Here is a 17387-nt window from a genome sequence, read left to right on the forward strand (position 1 = left end):
CATGATTTTAAAATTCTCCAGCTAATGCGGGAATACAGCGTTCACACAATAATGGATGTTCTGCCGATTCACCAACATGGGGCGAATAATTCCAACAGCGATCGCATTTGTGATAAGATTTCCCTTCATGTTCATAGTCTGCGGCATTAACTACCCCAATATCCCAATTATCTTCACCTTGAACTCGCAGGGTTTTCAATCCTTTTAATGTCTCAGGAGTATCTAATAATTGGACTTCAGAAGTGAGGAACAAATATCTTAATTCATCAATTCCATTCCCGCTAACATTCAAAGGTTCGATAGCAGTGCGTAATTTTTCATCACTAAGATAAATCAATGCAATAGCTTCTAAAGAAGAACCAATTAACTTTTCTGTCCGTGCTTGTTCTAAAACCTTATTAACATCACCACGAATCCGTCGCAGTGTTTTCCAAAATTCTGCTAATTCGGGATTATCCCACTTATCATCAACCTGCACCCAACCAGCTTGAAAAACTGATTTATATTGGGTTTCGTAGGGGATAAATTGCCAGATATCTTCCGCAGTATGACATAGAACGGGAGCAATGGCGATCGCTAAATTCTCCAAAGCAATTTGCAAAACCGTTTGACAACTCCGACGACGGAAAGCATCAGCAGAACTGATATATAATCTATCCTTGGCAACATCTAAATAGAAATTCGACAAATCCACAACGCAGAAATTCTGCACAGTTTGGAAAAAGCGGAAAAACTGGAAACTATCAAAAGCGTCCGTCACCTCATTAAACACCTCACGAATGCGGTGCAGCATATATTTATCCAAATCTGGTAAATCATCAAAAGCTACAACATCCTTCTGAGGATCAAAATCATGCAAACTCCCCAATAAAAACCGCGCCGTGTTGCGAATCTTATTTCTCACATCAGCTAATTGCTTGATGATGTTACCACCCAGACGCACATCACCAGAATAATCAACCGAAGAAACCCACAACCGCAAAACATCTGCACCATAAGCAGGTTGTTGTTTTTGATTAGTCCCACCTTGAATCATCAATTGAGGGTCTACCACATTTCCCACCGATTTGCTCATTTTCCGGCCATTTTCATCCAAGACGAAACCATGAGTTAACACAGTTTTATAAGGTGCAATGCCATTAACCGCGACACTAGTTAACAAAGAAGATTGAAACCAACCGCGATGTTGGTCAGAACCTTCCAAATACATATCAGCGGGATAGCGTAACTCCGGTCTTTGCTTCGCCACAGCCGCCCAAGAAGAACCAGAATCAAACCAAACATCCATTGTATCTGTACCCCGGCGGTAAGTCTTGCCATTATTGCGGTATGCTTCCGGTAACAACTCCTCTACCGACAACTCCCACCAAGCATCAGAACCCTTTTCGGCAATAATAGCTTGAACGTGGTTAATCGTGTCCGCATTCAGCAAAATTTCCCCAGTCGCTTCATCATAGAACACGGGAATCGGCACACCCCAGGAACGTTGACGAGAAATACACCAATCGGATCTTTCTGCTATCATTGGCGTGATGCGGTTTTCACCTTGTGCGGGAATCCAACGCACAGATGAAATAGCCTTTAAAGCCTCATCCCGAAAACCAGCCACAGAAGCAAACCATTGTTCAGTAGCGCGGAAAATCGTCGGTTTCTTCGTTCTCCAATCATAAGGATACTTGTGAGGATAAGCCTCCTCCTTCAACAGATAACCAGCCTCGCTTAAAGCATCAATAATCGCTTGATTCCCCTCACCCAAAACATTCAAGCCAGAAAACTTACCAGCCTCATCCGTAAAATTCCCACTATCATCAACAGGGGCAAGAATCGGCAAACCGTAACGTTGACCAACAATGTAATCCTCTTGACCATGACCAGGAGCAGTATGAACCAACCCAGTCCCCGACTCAGTAGTGATATAATCACCACCAACCACCACCGGACTTTCACGGTCAAAAAGCGGATGACGATAAGTAGTACCTTCCAAATCCTTCCCCGCGAACTTGGCTTTCACCGTTAACTCACAATCCAAAACCTCTCCCAACCGTTCCACCAACTCAGCCGCAACAATTAGATATCTGCATTCCCTTTGCGCCTTTGCTCCTTGTGCGTCTTTGCGCGAAACCTCCACAACCGCATACTCCAACGCACCATTTACAGCCACAGCCAAATTACCGGGAATAGTCCAGGGGGTAGTAGTCCACACAGCCACACCCAAATCAGGCAAGAAGCCATCCAAACTAGCTTTTAGCCCTTCGGCAACCTTCACTACCGGGAAAGCGGCGTAAATACTGCGAGAAACGTGACCTTCAGGATATTCTAACTCAGCTTCTGCTAAGGCGGTTTTAGAACTAGGACTCCAATGCACAGGCTTTAAACCGCGATAAATATAACCTTTGAGGAACATTTCCCCAAAAACGCCAATTTGCGCGGCTTCGTATTCTGGTTTTAAGGTTAAATAAGGATTTTCCCAATCACCCCAAATCCCATAGCGTTTAAAGCTTTCTCGTTGTTCGTCTACGGTCTTCAGTGCGAACTCTTTCGCTTTTTGACGCAATTGCAAAGGAGTGAGATTTTGCCGTTCTGCCTGTTTCATATTTTGCAGAACTTTCAACTCAATCGGCAATCCGTGACAATCCCAGCCAGGAACGTAGCGAATTTTACGACCTTGGAGCAAATGGTAGCGGTTAATAATATCTTTGAGAATCTTATTTAAAGCATGACCAATATGCAACTGGCCGTTAGCATAGGGAGGACCATCGTGCAGTATAAATAATTCGCCTGGGTTGTTTTCAGCCAGTTGAGAATAAATGTGGTTTTCTTCCCAGAATTTTTGGATTTCGGGTTCGCGCTTGATTGCGTTTGCCCGCATATCGAAGTTAGTCTTGGGTAAGTTGACGGTATCTTTGTATTTTCCAGTTTCGGTCACAGGTTCATGCCTAAATGTAGGTGTGCAGGTTATCCGATCAATTATAAGAGATGGTATGATTGTAGGGTGCGGTGAGCGATCGCTTTGCACACCGAAGGCATCGCTATCTTAATCAGTTATTTGATAGTCATATTTTATTAGATCATATTTATTCATAGATGGAGGGAATATCAATGGTAATTGTAGACAAGCTAGATATTATTAAAGATGCCAGAGTTAATTGTTACTCGGTAATTATTCAATTCACGGTAGAAGAGTATTTGAATATGGTACAACGAGCCTTTCAAAACAGAGGAGGCTTAGAAAAACAAAGGGATACATTAAAAACAACAACAGCAATTCGTATTCGTAAAAGAATGGTGCAAGATATAAAATCTGGAGCAGTATTACCTCCAATTGTAATTGGGGCGATTATTCCCTTAGAACAATTAACAACAATAGAAAAAATAGAAAATAATAACGAATTTTTGCGGTTTGTTAACCAAATACCACCAGATAATATATCTATCATTGATGGTATGCAAAGAACCTCAGCTTTAAATGAGGCATTGAATGAAGTATTAGACGATAATCATGAACTTGAAAATCGTAAAATTCGGATAGAATTCTGGATTGCTTCACAAATTAATAGTTTAACTTATAGAATGTTGGTATTAAATACCGGTCAAGTTCCTTGGAATCTCAGAAGACAAATTGAAACAGTTTTTAAATTGATAATTAAGGAAATACAGCAAAAGTATCCAGATATAGAAATAATGGAAATCAATGAAGAGAGAAGGCGCAAGCGTTCTGGACAGTTTCAAGCTGATAATGTCATTGAATTATTTCTCGTATTTGGAGCTAAAAAAGAAAAAATTGATGTTCAGGAAAGATTAGCAGACGAGTTTACAAAATTAGATTTTATTGAATCAACATCAAATGAAAACTTTACAAATATTTTTTATGAAGTAATTTATTTTTTGTCTAAATTTGACAATGCCATTGCATCCTATCAAGGTGAAAATATAGAAGGATATTTTAAAGAAGGAAAAGATTTATTTAGTAGTCAACCAGCCTGTGTTGGTTTTGTAACTGCTATTGCTTTAGCAACATTAGGTAGACCAGGAAATAAAAAATATACACCAGAAAAGCAAAATCAAAAATGGCAGGAAATCAAAATAAATGCTGAACAATTGCTACAAAGATTACAAAGATTTAATAGTGAGGAAATTGGAGAGTTTTTAGATTTTGTCACTTTGAATGAATTGATTAGTAGAAAACCAGCAAAATCTAATGAAAGAGAATTTTTTCTCAAAACTTTTGAAGTGCTTATAGAAGAAAATTTTGATGTTGAAAATATGAATCCATGCTGGAGGGCATACTAATATTATTATGTCCAGAAGTATTAAAAAAGCTAATGAATACATATTTGGGTTATTAGCTGAATTTGTTCAGTCTAAAAATGTTAATATTTCTATATCTACTGATGATGAACGACGTATTCAACTAAACACTCAGGATGAGCAAAAATGGTTGGAGAAATTAAAAATTAAAGATGAAGATGAAGAAATAATTTTGCCAACATTCAGAACAGCATGGTTTGAATTTAAACATGAAAATCAACCTAATGAATCTCAGGTTATCAAATACTTTGTTACTATTGGTGCAACAACCCAACTATCAACGCAGCCGGAAATAATACAGGTAGAAGAATTAAATGGAGGAATGATTACTGCTTTAATTTTTGAACTGAAAATTCCTGTCAAACAAAGTGCTGACCCACTTCAAATCATTAATCAAATTTTTTACACACCTGAAGCAAAAACAACTAAATATGAATTATATGAATATAGTGTAGTTAGCAGGTTCTTTGAGACTATCTTTGTTTATAAAATTCAAGATGACTGTTCATTTATTGAAAGTGATAGTGATATAAATGACAAAACTACTGTTAATCTTCTAAAATTATCAGGGTTTTATATTACTAAAACTCCTCAAATAAGGTCTTTACAATTTGAAGAAGACACCATTTTTGTTTTTGAAAAGTTATTTCTTGAAGGTGCAAAAAATATACCTTATGATAATCTAGTTTTTAGTTTAGTATCTGTTTACTGGAGATATTCTTTTCTGGATGTGTACAGATGTATAGAAAGATTATTCTCAATATCATTTTTAGAAGATTTTCATAAAAAGTTAGGTATAAAAGATTCATTACTCAATTTTTCATCTCAAATTGAAGACGATATTAGTTGGAAACCAAAAGAAAATGAAGCTATTAATAAATTGATAGCTAACTCACCGAAGGATTCTCTTAAGGATGCTATTGAGCTTTTACAAGACGTGAAAAATTTCATTGAAGGTAAGAACTCACAAGTTAATAAACTACCAATGAAGTTTTTATTTTGGGTCTTGCTGGATATCAATCGTTTAATTGATATTCTATTTTTATGGGAATATCGCAATACAGAAAGTAAACTTGGTGAGGTGATTTATAAGATTCGTAATTCTATAGTTCATTTTAGACCTGCAACTGAACAAATATCAATGGATGACAAACATTGGAATAAACTTATCAGAGCATCTTTATTAATTATTGAATACTGGTATCATAAATATGATGGACAGTTAAATACATAACTTAACAACGATTACTTTAGTCTTCACAAATTAAAAATATATAAAGTCAATCAACAGAAACTTATGACACTAACGCTTAACTTACCACCAGAATTAGAACAGTATTTAATACAGGAAGCACAACAGCAAGGACTTTCTGTGGAAACTTATACATTGGATCTGATCCAAAAATCTATTCTACAAAAAGAAAAACAATTGAGAAGAGTTAATGTGCTTCAGTCTTGGATAGATGAAAGTGATGAACAAGAACAGCAAGAAACAGGAGAATATTTGATTAATGCTTTAGATGAAAACCGTTTATCTAATCGTCAATTATTTCCGCAAGAATTAAAAGGTGTAAATTAATGTTGGGTTTCATTTCATTCAACCCAACCTACTCGTTGCCAATATCATCATCAAAAATAATTTCCTCACCCGCACCCCACATCATGTCATACATATCTTGACGCACTGCACGGTGAAAACTGGAATATTCCCAATCCTTTGGTGCTGTTACCAAACCATGTTTCACAGAATTATAATGAATATATTCAACATGATGAAAGAAAATCAATTTCATCTTTAATTAAATGTTCCCAAAAACGATATTGCCATATAGCCCGTTGTTTTTTCTTTTTTCTAGATATAGATATATTTTCTGGTGAAATAGTTTCACATTTACGACTAAAATAACTTTTAATTAACCGCCAACGGGTAGAAAAATCCTGATCATTTTCTGGTAAAGTCCAAATACAGTGGAGATGATCCGGTAAAATAACAACAGCATCTATAATAAATGGATGTTTCCGCATTACATAACCAAAAGCATCTCTTAATAAAGAAACATTTTTGGGTAAACATAATATTTTTTATCTTTTCTGGGTCACGACTGTAAAAAAGTATGTTCCTCCTGCCACTTTGGCGCGGCGATATTCCATACTATAAATATCCTGTGATTAAAGTTGTGTTTTATAATCTTGATTTTACCCCGTAGTTTGGGTTGACGCAAGGAAACCCAACATTAATTATAATATTCTGGTGGATGGTGTTGGGTTTCGTTCCATTGCTCCGCAACGCTGACGCGAACAACCCAACCTACGAAGGTTGCAGAGTCAGTATATCTTACTTTAAAATAGAAACTACTTACAATTGCCACAAATTATGATCAACCCCCAAATTTTAGAAGCTATTAAACAAATGCCTAATGTCGAAAGACTAGAGATAATAGAATTTGCCTTAAAACTCATGCGTGAAGAAATGCAAAATCCTCAAAAACTGAGCTTAACTGCTGCTGCGGAAATGATGCGTTCTTATTATGAAACAGAAAGCAGTTTAACAGAATTTGTTGATACTTGTAATGAAGATTTTTATGAGTACCAAGATTATGCGTAGAGGTGAAATCTGGCTGTATAATGCTGATCCCACAGTAGGGGATGAAATTAGCAAAACCCGACCTTGTATCATTGTTAATAATGATGATATAGGTACTTTACGCTTAAAGGTTATTGTACCTATTACCGGATAGAACGAAGTTTTTGCACAAGTACCTTGGATGATACGTATTGAAACAACAGCAGAGAATAATTTAAGCAAATTATCCACAGCAGATACTTTTCAAATTCGTTCAGTTTCTCAACAACGACTAATTAAAAAAGTGGGAATAGTTGCGGAAGAAATTATGCAGGAAATTAGTAATGCTTTAGCTATTGTTTTGAATATTAAATGACTAAAAATACACCCAATTTACTAGACGTAGTAGCACTCACAATTAAACCCGCCACCTCACACTAATTGAATTCAGTGTTGAAAGAATGGCGGATTTTCCCATAAATTTTAATGCCGTGGTACTACAAACCACAAATTCTAGAGTTTGGCTGGTTGCTTCTTTTCTGTAGTCTGGGAATGACTGCTATTATTAACAGTTTCTGTTGCCAAAAAAGCCTCTTTCCCTGTAATTAATCGAGAGCGACGATTGCGAGTAATATAATTCCAAGCCCATTGAATTACTATCACTAATTTAGTGTCAAACTCAATTAAGAAGTAGATGTGAATTACTAGCCAAAATATCCAAGCAATGAAACCTGTGAGTTTAATGAAACCTAAATCTACAACGGCTAAATTTTGCCCAATCATTGCCAAACTACCCACATCATTGTATTTAAATTCTGGCAAAGTATGACCTTGAAGCCGGCGTTTAATGAGTTTACCTACATACTCTCCTTCTTGTTTGGCTACGGGGGCAACACCAGGTAAGGGTTTACCATTTTGATGGGAGAAATTAGCTAAGTCTCCAATTACGAAAATGTTTTTATAATCCTTGATAGTCAAGTCAGGTTCGACAATTACTCTGGCAGAGAAATCGCACTCTACATCTGTGCGTTCAGCGAGGATTGTCCCCAAAGCTGAACCTTGCACACCGGCTGCCCACAAGATAGTTCTTGAGGGAATTTCTGTCAATTCACCGTTTTGCTTGAAAGTAACAATGTCATTTTCAATATTTGTGACTCTGGTTTGAGTGTGAATAACCACACCCAACTTTTGTAAAGATTCTATTGCTACTTTTGATAATTCTGGGGCAATGTGTGGGAGAATGCGATCGCCCCCTTGCAATAGTAAAATTTTCGTTTCTGAAGTGTCAATGTTGCGGAAATCTTCTTTGAGGGTTTGGTATGCTAATTCAGCGATCGCACCGGACAATTCTACACCAGTTGGACCTCCTCCCACAATCACAAAAGTTAACAAAGCCCGACGTTTTACCGGATCACTTTCTTTTTCTGCGGCTTCAAAGGCTGAAAATATCCGCCGACGCATTTCTATGGCATCTTCCACAGTTTTCAAACCAGGAGCAAATTCTTTCCAATTATCCTTACCAAAATAGGAATGGTTGGCACCAGTGGCCAGAATTAATGTATCATAAGGGACTATTTCATCACCCAAAATAACTTGTTGCGCTTTGGGATTAATATCACTTACTTCTCCCAACAACACTTTTGTATTTTTGCTTTTGCTGAATACAGATCGCAATGGTGCGGAAATATCAGAAGGTGATAGTGTACCTGTGGCAACTTGATATAAAAGCGGCTGAAATAAATGAAAATTCCGTTTATCAATGAGAGTAACATTTACTTTTGCCTTAGCAAGAGCCTTTGCTGCATACAATCCACCAAAGCCACCACCAACGATAACAACTTCATGTGGTGCATTCTTCTCACGGGGAACAACCATAAACCATATTTCCTTTTGTTAAGAGTCGTGTAACCTTTCTTAACAAATATGTAACAATATTATAATATATTTTGCCGTCTATTTGGAACTCTTGAAAAAATACTAAACGTAGTCAAAGTTACTATTAAAAAGGAATCGGGAAAATATCTATTAATTAAAATTATCTAAAATTCCAGCAATGAAAATATAGTTCTCACCCATGACTTGAGAAAAATTACACATCGCGCTAGGTGTCAATGGTGCTATAATACTCAATATCTGGTAATCACAAAACTAAAGCTAAATGGTATGACATTTTAGCTTTTAAGTTTCTTACAGGATGCAGGACGGGTGAGGCTATTGGGATGATGTGGTGTGATGTTTCATTTGACAGAGAAAGAATTTTGATTAGGAGGACTTACAATAATCTTACCAAGTCATTTTACCCATTAAAGAATCATAAAAATGGTTCATTAATTAGAATGTTCCCTATGCCTAAGAATGGTGAGTTATGGGAATTGTTAAAGTCAATACCACAAGGAAAAGATAATGATATAGTATTCAAGGTTGACGGGAAAATAGTCAAAGATGGTACACTTAGAGCTAACTGGAGAGGCACTACTGGCACTTCTACTTCTAAGATTATAGGCATAATTCCTACTCTTATAGAGCAGGGTAAATTAAGAAAATACCTGCCTTGTTATAATACCCGTCATACATTCATCACTCATCAAGTTTTTGATTTAGGGCGTGATGAAAAAATAGTATCAGCGTGGTGTGGACATAACGAAAAAGTATCAGAGAAGCATTACCAAGATATCTCTGATAGAGCTAACCAAATTAATCCAGAATTACCCGCTAATCAATCACAAGCAGATGATCAGAAAACAGAATTAGAAATGCTTAAAGAACAGTTAAAGCAGCAACAGGAGATGATTAATAAATTACTTAGTGATAAAATGTAAGTAAGGTATTTTACACACAAAAATAACCAGCTAAGTTAGTTCCTAGCTGGTTTTTTATTGACTATTTATTTTACCTAATATCCTTTGCTGACAACTATGGTTTTTAGTGTCTTGCAAAAAATCATTTAATAAATCATTAAATGAATCATTAAATGATTTTCTACACGACTTACGAACCTAGCTATCGTCTGATTTTAAATGGTTAGTAAGTTGATCAAGCTTGTAATGAATTATTGCATTATTTCCTGATTTTCTGTTATCTTTCGCTAGTCTTCCTTAGCGTCAACCTTGAAACTCAAACCATGACAAACCACCCACAAATTCCCCCCTGCACCTGGAAACGTCCCATTGGCTTAGGCTGGGAGAACCCCTACACCGTCCGTTATCCCAGTAATATTGATGATGGTCCCTGGCACGGAATGCCCCTTGGTGGCTTTGGTGCAGGGTGTATAGGACGTTCTTCACGGGGAGACTTTAACCTGTGGCACATTGACGGGGGAGAACATACTTTTAAAACTGTTCCCGCTTGTCAATTTAGTATTTTTGAATCTGGACAAGCTTACGCATTATCTACCCAACCTCCAGAAGATCATACACTGCAATCTTGGCAATGGTATCCACAGTCTCAGGAACAGAATTCAGGTACATATCACGCACTTTATCCCCGCAGTTGGTTTGTTTATGAAAATGTCTTAAAAACTCAATTAACCTGTGAGCAATTTTCGCCAATTTGGGCAGATAATTATCAAGAATCAAGTTATCCGGTTGCGGTTTTCTTGTGGAAAGCACACAACCCCACAAATGCACCAATTACCATTAGCATTATGCTAACTTGGGAAAATATGGTCGGTTGGTTTACTAATACTTTAAAATCTCCCGAAGTTAGAGTTAGAGATGATGGAAGTCCTGTTTATGAATATCTACCACGCTGGGGAGAAAGTCAAGGAAATTATAATTGTTTAGCAGAAGATCATCAATATTTTGGTTGTGTTTTAGGTCAAGTTTCTGATCATCAAACTGTCCAAGAAGGAGACGGAACTTGGTGTATTGCGACTGCTAAAAATCCCCAAGTGGAAATATTCTATCATTCCCGATTTAATCCTGTGGGTAATGGTGAAGATGTTTGGCAAAGTTTCTCTGCAAATGGTTCTTTACCTAATTATATAGATGAAACTCCCGCAGATGAAAATACCAGATTAGGTGCAGCAATTGCGGTGCGTTTCACTTTGCAACCTGGGGAAAATTTAGAAGTTCCCTTGGTGCTAAGTTGGGATTTTCCCGTTACAGAATTTGCAGCAGGAGTGAACTATTACCGCAGATATACAGACTTTTTTGGTTGTAATGGTGAGAATGCTTGGCAGATTGCCACTACTGCTCTTAAAGAATATCAGAATTGGCGATCGCTCATTCAAGATTGGCAAAATCCCATTTTGGCAAAATCAGATTTACCTGACTGGTTCAAAATGGCTTTATTTAACGAACTCTACGATTTAACCAGTGGAGGAACTCTCTGGAGTGCGGCCTCAGAAATTGATCCCGTTGGTCAATTTGCCGTGTTAGAATGTTTAGATTATCGTTGGTATGAAAGTTTAGATGTGCGGTTATACGGTTCTTTTGGGTTATTGATGTTATTCCCTGAATTGGAAAAATCGGTAATTCGGGCTTTTGCTAGGGCAATTCCCCAAAGTGATGATAGAACTAGAATAATCGGTTATTATTTAACTATCAAATCTGAAAGTCCCAACGCAGTTCGGAAAATTGCCGGTGCGACACCCCACGATTTAGGCGCACCCAATGAACACGTTTGGGAAAAAACCAATTATACTAGTTATCAAGATTGCAACCTGTGGAAAGATTTAGGTTGTGATTTCGTTTTGCAGGTATATCGAGATTTTCTGTTTACCGGTGCAAATGATCTTCAATTTTTAGCAGATTGTTGGGATGCTATTGTCCAAACTCTCGATTATGTGAAAACTTTTGATCTCGATGGTGACAGTATACCAGAAAATTCTGGCGCTCCTGACCAAACTTTTGATGATTGGCGTTTACAAGGTGTGAGTGCTTATTGTGGTGGTTTGTGGTTAGCTGCTTTGGAAGCTGCTATTGCTATTTCTAAGATTTTAACGAACCGCAGAGGCGCAGAGGACGCAGAGGTGGAGGTGCAAGGGTCTATTTATCAAGGTTGGTTAAGTCAATCGAAGCCAATTTATCAGGAGAAGCTTTGGAATGGTGAGTATTACCGTTTGGATAGTGACAGTGGTTCTGATGTAGTTATGGCTGACCAATTGTGTGGGCAATTCTACGCTCGTTTATTGAGTTTACCAGATATTGTTCCGAGCGATCGCGCTTTGTCTGCCTTAACAAAAGTATATGATTCCTGTTTTCTCAAGTTTCAAAATGGTGAATTTGGCGCTGCTAATGGTGTTCTTCCCAATGGTTTACCCGAAAATCCCAATTCTACTCATCCTTTGGAAGTTTGGACGGGAATCAATTTTGGTCTAGCAGCTTTCCTGGTGCAAATGAACATGAAAAATGAGGCAATGCGGTTAACTGAGGCTGTGGTGAGGCAAATTTACGACAATGGTTTGCAATTTCGCACCCCGGAAGCAATCACCGCTAATGGCACTTTCCGCGCTAGTACCTATCTCCGCGCTATGGCTATTTGGGGAATCTATTTGCTAGTTCGTTAAATTTGATACTTTTCACATCCCCGACTTCTTTGAGAAGTCGGGGATCTTTATTTTCCGGTTATTTCCGGAATTGGGCGAAAAAATCAGTAATGGTTAAGAGTTGAGGAATTTAAATCTGAAAACCAATGCTTTAAGATATGCCTCTTTTTCCTGATTTAACAACAAAGATAACTTCTAAACTCCCACTCAAGATAAAATTAGTCGGTCCGGGAAACATGGATAAATTTTTTGCTCAAGTATCATTGGGTTGACTTTCGCTCGCAAAGCCACTGAAAAATGAGAAGTCAGCAATTAGCAATAAATCACATCAGTAATTGCGTTTGCCGAGGCTGTGAAAATGATGGCACGTTTAAAGACACAAAAAACAATTACCAATTCCCTACTTTATTTAGGGTTATGGAAATTGAAAAGATTAAAATCAACAACCTAAAAATATTCTCTACTCTGGTTGGAAACAGATGAGAATTTATCAGTAGACCTTAAATTTAGTAATATGAGTAGATGCAGGCTAGTTGAATAAAGCAAGGACAGCAGGAGCTTTATCAATCTATGATGTCAGGTTAGTCAGGTTCAAATGCACTTAGTTTTTACGACTCCTAATTTAGCTGATAAGTTCCCAGCTAGTTGTAATAGAGTCAAAATTTCGATCTAGCGAACTGCTTGTGAAAATTGCCCAACTTGTTTAAAAACTTAAACAGCTTGGGAGTTACACTATAACCTCCTCATTCTGATCTGTCAAGCAACTACCGGATAAATTTCTGGGCAAGTTATTGAGAAAATCTCAGTTAAAAGAATGCAGAATTTAGAATTTAGAATTTAGAATTACGTTTTGCAACGGGGATTTTACCCCGACGCAAAACCCGCTGCTTGTAGAAGCAGGGGACTTTAACCCCCAAAGGTAAGTTAATAATTCGCTCTCAAAGCTGAATAGTAGCGTTTGAGACCCGGAAATTTGAGCAGATTTGATTTGTTAAGAATTACTTAGCCATACGGACTTGATCTTTATTTTCTACCTAAGTATCGGCTTTGACAAGAATAATCTGCGGCAATTGACCATAAATAATGATGGTTCTTCTTACCGAATCAGTTTAATGAATATTACTGTAATCTTACTTATATTAATAAATTGCATACATATAATTACCAACCTAGTTATTTAATTAAATGCCAATTTTCCCTAATAAACAAATAGCTTTTACTAAACAAATAAGATAATAGTGAAAGGTTCATGGTGATCCAGTTTTTGCTGTCCAGATATAGCTACAGGTATTTTTTTATATAAAAGCAAACATATTGGTAATTTAGATTAATATCGAAACCCAGAGTATTAACAATAAACAATACTGTTAATTATGGAATTATTTTGTAATTGATATTTATTTTTATTGTCGTCAGAATTTTAGGACTTAAAGCTTTAGAGTGCCTACAAAGCAATGATTCTCATTAAAGTAATTATTATATAAAAATTAAATTTGTGGTAATTAAAGTTCATTTGTTTTTGAGCTATAGTTGCGACGACTATCTATATGCTACGGAGCATAGACAAAGGTGATTCGTAGTTTTTTTGCTTTGTATAACGATGATAACATCTGCCATTGAGATTAAAGTGGGGGGTAACACCCCTCATTTTTTGCCAACTGGGGACAAAAATCAAACTTGCACAAGACATAAGTAAATATCTAGATAAGTTCAGTAAATTTAACTTAAATCTTGCCACCTTGGCAGATGACATTAGCGACAAAAAATAGTATAAATAAAAATGTGGCTTTTGAAATTGAGAAATCAATGGTTTTCCTGATTCCATTCAGTAATTGTGAGCTTTTACAGCAAAAGCACCACAATTAATGGTAAGAAGTTATACAGCAGTAACTAGGGAGAAGCAGAAAATTTCCACTTGGAAATTTCAAGAGGACATAATTGCATCTACGAAAAGCTACGCCAAACTCAATTCCTCTAGGTAGAAACCACAGAAAAGGTAAATTTTTACCTTTGATTCATTGGTAAGTATAAATCTACAGCCCAGACACAATTAATACATATTATTTCTGTGATCTATAGATATTACTAAATGAAAACTGTAAGACTGCCCAGAAAATCAGGGTATACACGGCAAGGCACAGCAGTACACAGACTTGATTAAAAATAGTCAGGTTTTCAATCACAGGTCAGGTTATGGAAAAAATCATCAGGTCAAATGCGCGTTTTAGCTTAGTTAAATGGGTAATCGTAGAGATCCAGTTTTCTGATTCCCATTCCCGTCAGGTATCAATATTCGCAAGTACCGGACTTTTATCGAAAGTTGTTACTTTTCTCAACATCTGCCACCAATTGATTACCTATAGGTTCCGGTTGTTCCCGCAACAGCAATTTGGCTGAAGACCATCGCATTTGCTCCCAACTGGACTAATTTACTCAATTCAAAGATAACTAAGATTATGAATCAAGATATTGCTGGCAGTGGTAACAACTTAGAAGCAAAAATCCATCCTGAACAGTTAGACCAAGTCGTCGAAGCGATTTTGGCAGGGAAGTATTCTTGGGCTTGTGTTTTAATGTTGCGGTTTGTGGGCTATAATCCCATGCACTATATTCCTTATCGCACTTATAACCGCATATTGAAAGAAAACGCTCGCATGAGTCGCTTGAATACACAAAATCATGAAACTCTCAAAATTGCTAAACCACCCACAGAGAAAAGATCCGAAGGCAATCTGGCATCTAACTGTTTAAGCAAGATTAAGGATTTAGCTTATATGGAAGTTGGCGGCAAGCATCATGCTGAAGCACGCGCCAATGGTCGGGGAAAAAAGTCGGCATAGTTGCTGATTATATCGTAATTGCTTGTTACTCAGTATGATGCTCAATGTGAGTAACTGCAATTACTGAATCCTTCGTAAAGTTCTGCCACAATGGCAAATATACACTGGTAACATCTTATAAATTAGAAATAGCAACCTAAATAAAGGTTCATAGCAGACAAATTGCATTTTTCCCAAAAAACTGTTTGTGTCTGTACATGAAACATATAGGCTGATTGCTTTTGCATTCAGTTTTTCAATAATTAAATTCTCCATCAAGACTGATGAACCATGACTAAAGGTGGTTATTTTTCCTCAGAGGATGTTTGAAAACTTTCTCGTGTGGGATCTGACACCCGCATATCCCCCTAAATCCCCCTTTTTAAGGGGGACTTTGAGGAATTTAGCCCCCCTTTGTAAGGGGGGTTGGGGGGATCTCGATTAATTCTGATACTTTTCAAACATCCTCTCAGAAGCTTGAGCAGTTTTCAATTAGGGTGGTGGGTTGCCCTAATTAAATTGAGATGGCTAGATAACTTTTTCTAGCAAATTTCCTGTGACTAAGGTTTGGCTAACTTTGGTAATCAAGGTAGATGAGGAAACGGAAGGTCATGGTGAAATCATGCTCTTATTTGCAAATTTTTACTGTTATGTCAACTGGCAATTGATATAACTGCAATTAGAAGTTGTAATAATTTTACAGCTTCTTTTTCATGGATATAAAATTCTACAATAGGATTTACTAGAAATTACTAACCATATTTATAAGTAGGTGAACACAATAAAACCAAACTGTGTAAAGAAATGTAAAATCGCTGAAAACTTCTTTACTCTTGCCTCTGGTTACTGAGCGAAGTCGAAGTATTGCCTCTTGCCTCTTGCCTAGTGCTATGACGACAATTTTCAACGCCAACTTACTTATCAGCTTTAAGTTGATATAAATTTTATATGAAGAGATGATGAAGTTTAGATGAAGATTTTATTTTTTATATAAATTTTAGAAGAAGATATAGCAGAATTTAAAGATAACAATCAAAGCTTCATCACTTTTTTATCTAAACTGAATGGCTCAGTCTTAGCTATCGAGTAGACGATTTCATATTTAAGAACGTCTGCTGATGAGAGTTTTCTCATTTTAGGCTAGTGTAAGAGATAGATTACATCTTTCTGAGCTTATCTATTTTGGGGCTGCAATTTTTAGTACAATTGTTCCATAATTATTGGGTAATTAGAACTGCATGAACTTAAATATTTGAGGATTGATTAACTTCAATACCAGTGTTTACGAATATCTGGAAATCTAAATTAGAGATAGTATCATGCGCTAGGTAAATTTTGAGAATGATTAACTAATGCAGATAAATTTGGCATGAGAAAGCGAATTTTTTGGACTTTATTTATGGGTGTTTTACCAGACAGTGCTGTTTATTGAGGGACATAACAGCTATGCCTGCTGCATAGATATTGAGAATCACATAAATACTCATGAAACATCCTCCAAATTAAATACTGAATATCTGTGAAATTTCTGGCATCTGTCTTTGAGCAATCGATGTAACAGATAAATTTGCCCAAATTTGAAAGTAGAAGGCAACTGGTAAGAATTATGTCATCTTATTCTCATCAAAATCGGGTTATTGATATTTACGATGGTTATGAAAGTAAGTTTTTAACACCTTTTCAGCGAAAGGCATTGCTAAAAAATTTACAAAGCAATTCACAACCAGAATATCGGCGACGAATTGAGATTATGTTGTTAGCAGATATGGGCAAATCGCAAACTCATATTTGTGACATGATTGGTTGTTCTCAGGAGATGGCTAGGTATTGGATAGGTACTGCTGAGGCGGGGATGGCTCACAAATGGAATCAGCGCCCATTGGGTAGACCAAAGATTGTTAATCATCAATATATTGAAAGATTGAAGGAATTAGTCAATTCTAGTCCCCGTGAATATGGCTATGCTTTTGGTGATTGGACGGCGCAATGGTTGAGTAAACATTTAGCGAAAGAGTTGGGAATTCAAATTAGCGATCGCCACATTAATCGCCTCCTTAAACAAATGGGACTTTCTACTAAACATAAAAGTTCCCCATTGATAACTACTGAAAATCAGGATTTAGCAATTAAAATTAGTGATTTGCATTCTCCGCCTGAACCTAGTTTTCATTGGTCATTGAATCTCATGCAGACCAATAAATAATAGTGT

12 protein-coding genes and 1 pseudogene are annotated in these 17387 nt (G+C 36.8%); 9 read left to right on the forward strand and 4 right to left on the reverse strand.

The features are described 5' to 3' along the window. Nucleotides 1-7: 7 nt before the first annotated feature. Nucleotides 8-2926 (reverse strand): isoleucine--tRNA ligase, encoded by a 2919-nt coding sequence (gene ileS / locus ANA_RS09585; protein ID WP_015079874.1) that lies wholly within the window; start codon nt 2924-2926, stop codon nt 8-10. 173 nt (nt 2927-3099) lie between these two features. Between ileS and ANA_RS09590 the strand changes: the two genes are divergently transcribed. From ANA_RS09590 to ANA_RS09600, 3 genes are all read left to right on the forward strand, one after another. Further along, on the forward strand, nt 3100-4290 hold the full coding sequence (locus ANA_RS09590) for a hypothetical protein (RefSeq protein ID WP_015079875.1): 1191 nt from the start codon (nt 3100-3102) through the stop codon (nt 4288-4290). A 7-nt stretch (nt 4291-4297) separates the two neighbouring features. Continuing rightward, nucleotides 4298-5542: a hypothetical protein gene (locus tag ANA_RS09595; RefSeq protein WP_015079876.1), complete on the forward strand. Its 1245-nt coding sequence runs from the start codon at nt 4298-4300 to the stop codon at nt 5540-5542. 63 nt (nt 5543-5605) lie between these two features. Further along, entirely contained in the window at nt 5606-5887 is a 282-nt protein-coding gene (locus tag ANA_RS09600; protein ID WP_015079877.1) for a hypothetical protein, read from the forward strand. Nucleotides 5888-5915: 28 nt separating this feature from the next. Here the strand turns inward: ANA_RS09600 and ANA_RS28500 are convergent, their stop codons facing one another. Together ANA_RS28500 and ANA_RS28505 are read right to left on the reverse strand one after the other, a co-directional pair. Beyond that, the gene (locus ANA_RS28500) at nt 5916-6101 is read right to left on the reverse strand and encodes a hypothetical protein (RefSeq protein WP_371260327.1); all 186 of its coding nucleotides are present in this window, start codon (nt 6099-6101) and stop codon (nt 5916-5918) included. Next, nucleotides 6073-6333, reverse strand: a complete 261-nt coding sequence (locus ANA_RS28505) for an REP-associated tyrosine transposase (protein WP_371260328.1) — start codon at nt 6331-6333, stop codon at nt 6073-6075. The genes ANA_RS28500 and ANA_RS28505 overlap by 29 nt, the downstream gene beginning before the upstream one ends. A gap of 349 nt (nt 6334-6682) precedes the next feature. Between ANA_RS28505 and ANA_RS09610 the strand changes: the two genes are divergently transcribed. Together ANA_RS09610 and ANA_RS09615 are read left to right on the forward strand one after the other, a co-directional pair. Continuing rightward, complete coding sequence (locus tag ANA_RS09610; protein ID WP_015079878.1) at nt 6683-6913, forward strand: hypothetical protein; 231 nt, start codon at nt 6683-6685, stop codon at nt 6911-6913. Next, a pseudogene (locus tag ANA_RS09615) lies at nt 6906-7247 on the forward strand (type II toxin-antitoxin system PemK/MazF family toxin). Before ANA_RS09610 ends, ANA_RS09615 begins: the two are co-directional and overlap by 8 nt. Before the next feature lie 137 nt (nt 7248-7384). On the opposite strand, the gene ANA_RS09620 reads toward ANA_RS09615, so the two are convergent. Continuing rightward, a complete protein-coding gene (locus tag ANA_RS09620) occupies nt 7385-8746 on the reverse strand; it encodes an NAD(P)/FAD-dependent oxidoreductase (protein WP_015079879.1) in 1362 nt (453 codons plus the stop codon). A gap of 470 nt (nt 8747-9216) precedes the next feature. Between ANA_RS09620 and ANA_RS09625 the strand changes: the two genes are divergently transcribed. From ANA_RS09625 to ANA_RS09640, 4 genes are all read left to right on the forward strand, one after another. Further along, nucleotides 9217-9690 carry a DUF5320 domain-containing protein gene (locus ANA_RS09625; RefSeq protein WP_158310519.1) on the forward strand — a complete coding sequence of 158 codons (474 nt, stop codon included), beginning with the start codon at nt 9217-9219 and terminating at the stop codon, nt 9688-9690. A gap of 302 nt (nt 9691-9992) precedes the next feature. Continuing rightward, a complete protein-coding gene (locus ANA_RS09630; protein ID WP_015079881.1) occupies nt 9993-12380 on the forward strand; it encodes a GH116 family glycosyl hydrolase in 2388 nt (795 codons plus the stop codon). Nucleotides 12381-14815: 2435 nt separating this feature from the next. Further along, on the forward strand, nt 14816-15199 hold the full coding sequence (locus ANA_RS09635; RefSeq protein ID WP_015079882.1) for a HetP family heterocyst commitment protein: 384 nt from the start codon (nt 14816-14818) through the stop codon (nt 15197-15199). Between the two features lie 1585 nt (nt 15200-16784). Then, nucleotides 16785-17381: a helix-turn-helix domain-containing protein gene (locus ANA_RS09640; RefSeq protein ID WP_015079883.1), complete on the forward strand. Its 597-nt coding sequence runs from the start codon at nt 16785-16787 to the stop codon at nt 17379-17381. The last annotated feature ends 6 nt before the right edge of the window (nt 17382-17387 follow it).

This window comes from Anabaena sp. 90 (genome assembly GCF_000312705.1).
Lineage (GTDB): Bacteria > Cyanobacteriota > Cyanobacteriia > Cyanobacteriales > Nostocaceae > Dolichospermum > Dolichospermum lemmermannii.

Coding starts and splice junctions, on each gene's coding strand:
- ANA_RS09590 (WP_015079875.1), top strand. CDS start 3,100: ATGGTAATTGTAGACAAGCTAGATATTATTAAAGATGCCAGAGTTAAT.
- ANA_RS09595 (WP_015079876.1), top strand. CDS start 4,298: ATGTCCAGAAGTATTAAAAAAGCTAATGAATACATATTTGGGTTATTA.
- ANA_RS09600 (WP_015079877.1), top strand. CDS start 5,606: ATGACACTAACGCTTAACTTACCACCAGAATTAGAACAGTATTTAATA.
- ANA_RS28500 (WP_371260327.1), bottom strand. CDS start 6,101: ATGAAATTGATTTTCTTTCATCATGTTGAATATATTCATTATAATTCT.
- ANA_RS28505 (WP_371260328.1), bottom strand. CDS start 6,333: ATGCGGAAACATCCATTTATTATAGATGCTGTTGTTATTTTACCGGAT.
- ANA_RS09610 (WP_015079878.1), top strand. CDS start 6,683: ATGATCAACCCCCAAATTTTAGAAGCTATTAAACAAATGCCTAATGTC.
- ANA_RS09620 (WP_015079879.1), bottom strand. CDS start 8,746: ATGGTTGTTCCCCGTGAGAAGAATGCACCACATGAAGTTGTTATCGTT.
- ANA_RS09625 (WP_158310519.1), top strand. CDS start 9,217: ATGCCTAAGAATGGTGAGTTATGGGAATTGTTAAAGTCAATACCACAA.
- ANA_RS09630 (WP_015079881.1), top strand. CDS start 9,993: ATGACAAACCACCCACAAATTCCCCCCTGCACCTGGAAACGTCCCATT.
- ANA_RS09635 (WP_015079882.1), top strand. CDS start 14,816: ATGAATCAAGATATTGCTGGCAGTGGTAACAACTTAGAAGCAAAAATC.
- ANA_RS09640 (WP_015079883.1), top strand. CDS start 16,785: ATGTCATCTTATTCTCATCAAAATCGGGTTATTGATATTTACGATGGT.